Source organism: Syntrophorhabdaceae bacterium (assembly GCA_028698615.1).
Classification (GTDB): Bacteria; Desulfobacterota; Syntrophorhabdia; order Syntrophorhabdales; family Syntrophorhabdaceae; genus Delta-02.
Window position 1 is genome coordinate 1 of record JAQVWF010000082.1, and the last position, 6,016, is coordinate 6,016.

General features: G+C 54.4%; 6 protein-coding genes. All 6 read right to left on the minus strand.

All coding sequences use genetic code 11. The features are described from left to right. Positions 1-42: 42 nt before the first annotated feature. Complete coding sequence (locus PHC90_14120; GenBank protein ID MDD3847480.1) at positions 43-441, minus strand: hypothetical protein; 399 nt, start codon at positions 439-441, stop codon at positions 43-45. Positions 442-462: 21 nt separating this feature from the next. Continuing rightward, positions 463-1,347, minus strand: a complete 885-nt coding sequence (locus PHC90_14125) for a nucleotidyl transferase AbiEii/AbiGii toxin family protein (GenBank protein ID MDD3847481.1) — start codon at positions 1,345-1,347, stop codon at positions 463-465. Positions 1,348-1,351: 4 nt separating this feature from the next. Then, positions 1,352-2,173 (minus strand): hypothetical protein, encoded by an 822-nt coding sequence (locus PHC90_14130; GenBank protein ID MDD3847482.1) that lies wholly within the window; start codon positions 2,171-2,173, stop codon positions 1,352-1,354. A 365-nt stretch (positions 2,174-2,538) separates the two neighbouring features. Continuing rightward, the gene (locus PHC90_14135; GenBank protein ID MDD3847483.1) at positions 2,539-2,865 is read right to left on the minus strand and encodes a hypothetical protein; all 327 of its coding nucleotides are present in this window, start codon (positions 2,863-2,865) and stop codon (positions 2,539-2,541) included. A 75-nt stretch (positions 2,866-2,940) separates the two neighbouring features. After that, positions 2,941-3,426, minus strand: coding sequence for a MucR family transcriptional regulator (locus PHC90_14140; GenBank protein ID MDD3847484.1), 486 nt, complete (start codon positions 3,424-3,426; stop codon positions 2,941-2,943). Between the two features lie 629 nt (positions 3,427-4,055). Beyond that, positions 4,056-5,702, minus strand: coding sequence for an SUMF1/EgtB/PvdO family nonheme iron enzyme (locus tag PHC90_14145; GenBank protein ID MDD3847485.1), 1,647 nt, complete (start codon positions 5,700-5,702; stop codon positions 4,056-4,058). Positions 5,703-6,016: the final 314 nt, after the last annotated feature.

Below are 6,016 nucleotides of genomic sequence, written 5' to 3' on the forward strand. Positions count from 1 at the left end.
CCTCCACCATGATTTCAAGTACTTAGGACGATTTCCCCGGTATCAATATCTTGTCAGTTTTGTAAGTAGAGATGGCCTTGTGCTTTGCCTGTAGTCAGAGATTTTACTTCCGACCAAAGCCCTGTGGTGCTCGACGGTCCTTTCCATGGCGTGAGTCAGACAGGCCTGGATGGTGTTGAGGTAGCTGGCTGCTTCAGGTCCGATCCCTTTGATCTCCATGAGCCGTTCGGGGGATTGCTGAAGGACATTGAAGATGGTCTTGTGCTGCTTCAGGAGCGCTTTAGCAGCAGGTTTTGTATCGACGCGGGGGATGGCATAGGCCAGGAGCAGTTCAAGCAACTCATAATCGGCGAGGGCCTTACGGTCGGCATTACAAAACCGTTCCTTAAGCCTGCGTCTGTGGCCAGCTGGGCCTATATTCTTGATGATCTGCTTCTTCATAGAATATGCGAAAGCCCGTTCTTAAGAGGGTATCTTCCTCCCACAATTCGGTAACATCTGAACAACTTTTGTAGTAATATTAAAAGCTCGGTCGAGATCAAATCTTTCAAAATCGACGGGACGTAGCACTGGTTTAAGTTCCGTGTTGAGCTGGGCCTTGAGTTTTTCTTTCCTGGATTGAGATAGATCGATCGGTGGATTTCCAGGCACCGTCAGCTTTTCAGAGACAAGCTGGAAGAGATGCCGATCATCGAGATTTATCTTGTTTTGCGAGGCTAGATAATCGATATCGAAGAAGTCCCGAATGGCTGGCTCCAACCGGGTCAGAGCCGCCCTTAGCTTTTCTGCGATGGCCTCCAGCATGGATAGGGTGACCACCTCGATGTCGGGGACCAGAGGCTTGCGCGTGAAGGGGCTCAGCAGCAATGTCCTGGCTTTCAGGTGCACCGGCGGCGTCAAGGTCGTTTCACGCAATCCCACCTCGATTTTGATGCGGGCTGCCTCTTCCGAGAGGAAGACCGAGGGGTAGGTCACATGAGCGACGTACTGCCGGGAGCTGTTGTGTCCGGTGAAGTCCTCGGGGAGGGTCAGGATGCCGATCTCCTCGGAAATATTTTTCACCCACTCCCGGACCGGCGCCATTCCTTTCCGTCGCACGGAGACACTCGCTCCCGAGGGTGTTGAAATAAGAAAATCGAGGTCTTCGCTGAGCCTATAGAAATCTGCATAGACCTTGCCGATGCAGGTGCCTCCCCGGAAAATCAAGGGGCTACCTGGCTGGTCATAAAGATACTGCAGAAGGACGGTGCAGAAATAATCCTTTTCAATGAGGGTGGCATTCAATCCATTCTGGCCTGCAGTGAAAAGCACTGCCTCACGGAAGAACGTCTGATCTTCGTGGACCAAGATCCTATGATCGCGGGAGGGCTCCATTAACAATTAATCCCCACTCTTTATTGATGCTGCCTTTTGCCGTCTGGCTTGGTATCCAAGGGATAAATGATTTGGTAGGACCGAGTTTTCGTTTCATTTTCAGAAGACGCTCATCATCGATAGCGAGTTGGGCAAGCAAATATCCGATACGCTTCACTGTTCCCTTGTTGCCGTACTTGAGCGTGTCGTCGATCAGGGTATCGACCATGATGACCGGGTCTTTCTTCAGTGCTTCCTCGATCCATCCGTAGGCCCGGGGAAGGGTGTTGTACCGGGACCAGTCATAAACGGCATCGACCAGTGCCCTGGTTTTGGTGACCATGACGGTGTCGATGCCATCAGACGTCTTCAAGCTCTTTGTCGAACCCAACCGCTTGACCTCTGTCTTAATGAAGACGAAATCGATTCCGCCGATCTGCCTTTCTCCAAAGATCCGATCATTGTAAACGTAAATCCGATTTGGTATCTGGTCGTCAAAGCCATGGAAGTTAAAGGCACTGGGGCCGCTGATCTGGTATCGACCTTTGAGAGCTTCCATGAGTTTTGAAAGTATGTAATAACCGCTGACCGTCCACCTACCGCCGGCGGGCATGCGGGAAGGGACCAGATAAATCCCCCTTTTCAATCGGATAATCAGGCCGGAAGTTGCCATCCGATTGAGGAGTTTCCATTCCTGTTCGGCATTAATATCTAAGGCGGAGGCAATTTCTCCCGAGAAGATGAATTCCTTTTTCCTGAGCTGGGCATAGGCGAGAAGCTGCATTTCAAATTTGCCCAGTTTGGTTTTTTCCCGTTTCACTATATTAGTCGTTCCTTCCTTGGAAGAGGAGTTACGCTGAAAGTAATGAAACATAAAAATTTTGTCAAATAGTTTTATGGCCGGTTGTTTAGGAAATCTGCTCCTCACCTTGGAGGCGAGATAACGGATAGCGAAACAATTTTCTGAAGCGTGAGGCTTTATACAAGAGGTCGTGTAAAGAGTTTTTCGGTGCGGGAGGGCCTAGACGGGGGGGGTTGATTGCATGAAACTGCGGGTGTCTTGTCTTGGACGGACGGAATTACAGAGGCAGGAGAGGGGACTAAGGCGAATCCCGGCAAGACCAATGATTTCCTCCTTCAGCCACAACTTATTTGCACGTCTCAGGTGTCCGGTCGAAATGAGGGCTACTCTTTGCTACCGCGAATCAGGAGGATTATGCAGCATGGCACGACGACCAGATCGATCAGAACGTGAAAGACACTGAATGGGTTCGGATGGAGAAAAATAAATCGATAGACACCAAGCACGCCGCCGATTGCGGGTAGAACTGCTCCAGCCCATAAAGCCGCACGAGACCTGCCGAAGAGAAAAAATCCGATGATAAAGTATACGACACCGAAGGCAGCAGCGCCTATGACCGATCCATGTGCACCGTATATGGGGATCTGGACGACGTGCGTAACACCGGAGGTCAGCATCAATGAAGCGGCGATTGAGCGTATCTTATTCATGACCCCCTCCCTCGACGCAGAGACCAATGCGTCTTTGCGAATCGTCCTCCTGCGGCTGGGTGTCGCTTCTGTCGTCTATTTTTTCGCCTTCGCAGCCTTCTTCGGCTTGGCTTTGGCCTTCACGACCGGCTTTGCCTTGGCCTTCACGACCTTCTTCGGCTTTGCCTTTCTAGCCGCCCTGGCCTTTTCGAGATTTCCAGCCAATCCTTTGTCCAGGGCCATCTGACGTCTTTTTTCAACGTAATCCTTCGCTGCCAGCGGCTGGCTTGAAGGAATGTTAAACTGCTTCCTATACTGGCCGGGCTTCATGTCGTGAGCTACCGCGAGATGTCGTTTCAGGGTGGTCAGGCCGGTCTTCCCACAAACCATGCAGGCGACCTCGTCCTTCTTGAAGGCTTGTCGCAGCGTCAGGGCTGGCTTTGAGGAGACATCTCCTGTCTCAAGGCCCTTCAGGGTTGCATAGACGGCCTTGATTTCGTTCTGCAGGTCTTCGGATGTCATTTCTGTCGCCGATGCATGGGCCATAACGATTTCCGCCGCTAATTGGATCAGCTCTGCCATGGTAATTCCTCCTCTGATTGTGGGATTGGGATCTTGTGTTACTTGCTCAATATATATTTTTACTGATGGTGGCAAGTAAATTGTTTACATTCGATTAGTTGATAAGCTGAAAAGATTCAGAGGAGAACAATCATAGAAGCCATTCCTTGATTCCTTTGTCATATTGAGCCGCCCAGTTAGCTCTTTTCACTTTTGATGTTCCAGCTTCCATCGTAGGTGCTACCGTCACGCTTATATCCTTTTGACGTTCCAGTTCTTGTCGCAAATCGTCGTCCGTTCTCCGCCGAAGGCTAGCGATGAGAAAGTGAGCACAATCGACAATGAGATGATCAGCTTTTTCATTTTCGTTCACCCTTCGTGAGCTTCCCTTAAAGGCAGACAAGTCAAAAGTAGCGTTTTCCGGTGTAACGCAACGAAGGGGATCTAATGGAGATGGCCCACTGTATCCCCGGGCCGGCAGGCGCAGGCGCTGTGTCGGTGATCCTGGGGGAAAGTAGTGGGTCCCGAATGGCCCACCCGAAAAAATCGTGCGCCGGCAGGGGCGATGCCCCTGTGACCCGCCTATCTCTGTCGAATCAGGCCGGCTCCGCTGCGGCCTACATACGCCTGAGATGACGCGCCTGCCCGGCTCACTGACCTAGGGGCAGGACAAGCCGGAAACCCAGATTGACGTTCCGAGTCTCCGGTCTGACAAAGTAGCGGAACGACGCACGCGCGTCAGCGGCACGGTGGCTCCAACTGCCACCGCGAAAAAAGCGGTGGGAACCGTCAGCCGGCCCCTTGGGATTATCGCGCGGACTGTTCTTGTAATAATCCATTTCCCACCCGTCCGAACACCACTCCCAGACATTGCCGCTCATATCATGCAAACCAAGAACGTTTGGCTTCTTTTGTCCCACGGGATGCGTCTTGTCTTCCGAATTGGCATCATACCAGGCGTAATCTCTCAAAGACGATTCACTGCTGGTGCCGGCCCATTTCTCGCTTTTCCCGCCGCTTTGGGCGGCATATTCCCACTCCGCCTCCGTGGGCAGACGATACTGTTTCCCGGTCCGGTTATTCAATTTGTCGGCAAAATTCTGGGCGTCATTCCAAGAAACGTTTTCCACGGGGCAGTTGTCGCCGCAACTGCTGAAATGGGATGGGTTGTATCCCATGATTTGTCTCCACTGACCCTGTGTGACTTCGTACTTGCCGATGTAGAAATCACTCACACATACTTCGTGGACGGGCTTTTCGCTACTGTTGCCGTCTCCAAACGTATCCCCCATCCGATAACAGCCGCCCGGGACGTAGACCATCTCCATCCCCGTGACAGGGTCGCGAAGGATCTCGCCGGCTCGCGGCGCAGCCGGGACGGGGGGCGGTTCGGGCGGCCGGGCCATCGCCAGCGGAGGAGGTGCTGGGGCCGCTTCGACCGTTCCCCGGGTAAAATAGAAGTCCCCCTCCAGTTGCGTCGTCTCCGCGGGGACCTGGCGGCCGTCGCTCCTTTGGCGCACCTCGCTGCGGACCCGTTTGAAGACGTCCTCGATCTTGAGGCCCGGCGCCTTCATCTGCCGGACCAGGGATTCGGTATAGAGGCCGTTCTTTCCCTTGCCGTCGTCAGCCGTCTCGCCGGGACCGGCGGCGTAGGCGATGATCGAGCCCACCGGCGCGTCCATCTTTGCCAGTCCCCGCCCCCCCGAGGAACGTTTCCAGCTGCGGGCGTAGGGGTTGTCCCGGCAAGCGTCGAGGATGACGATGTTCACGGGGTTCTTCGCCTCCTCCATCTTCGCCAGGACCAGGCCAGCGTTGACGGTGGCGAACTGGACCTCCCCCTCGTCATGGATCTGGGCGTCCACGGGAACGAGGTAGTTGCTGCCCTGGACCTGGAGTCCGTGGCCGGCGTAGTAGAAGAGGGCGACGCTGTCGCGGCGAATGGACTGGCCGAAGCGGACGATCGCCCGGCCCATCTCCTGGTAGGATAGGTCGGTCCGCTCCTCCACCGAAAACCCCAGGTCCCGAAGGGTGGCGGCGACGGCGCGGGCATCGTTGACGGGGTTGCGCAGGGCGCCCATCCGGTAGGCGCTATTGCCGATGACCAGGGCGATCCGGTGCTCTGCCATGGCTGCCTCCCTCGCCTTCACGTCGACGCTGCGTCTCTCGGTCGCCTGGGCGGAGAAAGGCGTCTGGGCCGTGGCTGGAGAAGCCGGGACCGACAGCAGCAGGAGCGCTGAAAGGAGAAAAAGCAAAAGAGGCTTCGGGAATCCGATCGGTTCGACGGGTCTGTTTCGCATCGTCACCGTCCCTGGAATCAAGAAGAGCGTTTTTTTAAATGGATAAGTCCGTATAACCCATTAATACATGCAACGCAAGGTCTCAGGCGCCACCCGGCAGAATCCGACTCCCATCACAAGCATGACAACGGCAGCGGCGGTAAGGTCGAAGAGGCAAGTTTTCCGGACTTCTGAGAATTTTTTAGCGGTCGCTTGTCCGCGATGGAAAGGATTTCTCAAGGGTTCGCTGCCCCAGCCGGCTCCTCTTTCCCTGGCGCATGAGTTATAGAAGCGGGGGAGGTAAGGAGGACCCAATGCCCGCGGCCTTTCTTTTC

Bases quoted from the DNA above. Each gene is read 5' to 3' on its own strand.
- PHC90_14120 (MDD3847480.1), bottom strand. From the start codon at position 441: ATGAAGAAGCAGATCATCAAGAATATAGGCCCAGCTGGCCACAGACGC.
- PHC90_14135 (MDD3847483.1), bottom strand. From the start codon at position 2,865: ATGAATAAGATACGCTCAATCGCCGCTTCATTGATGCTGACCTCCGGT.
- PHC90_14140 (MDD3847484.1), bottom strand. From the start codon at position 3,426: ATGGCAGAGCTGATCCAATTAGCGGCGGAAATCGTTATGGCCCATGCA.
- PHC90_14145 (MDD3847485.1), bottom strand. From the start codon at position 5,702: ATGCGAAACAGACCCGTCGAACCGATCGGATTCCCGAAGCCTCTTTTG.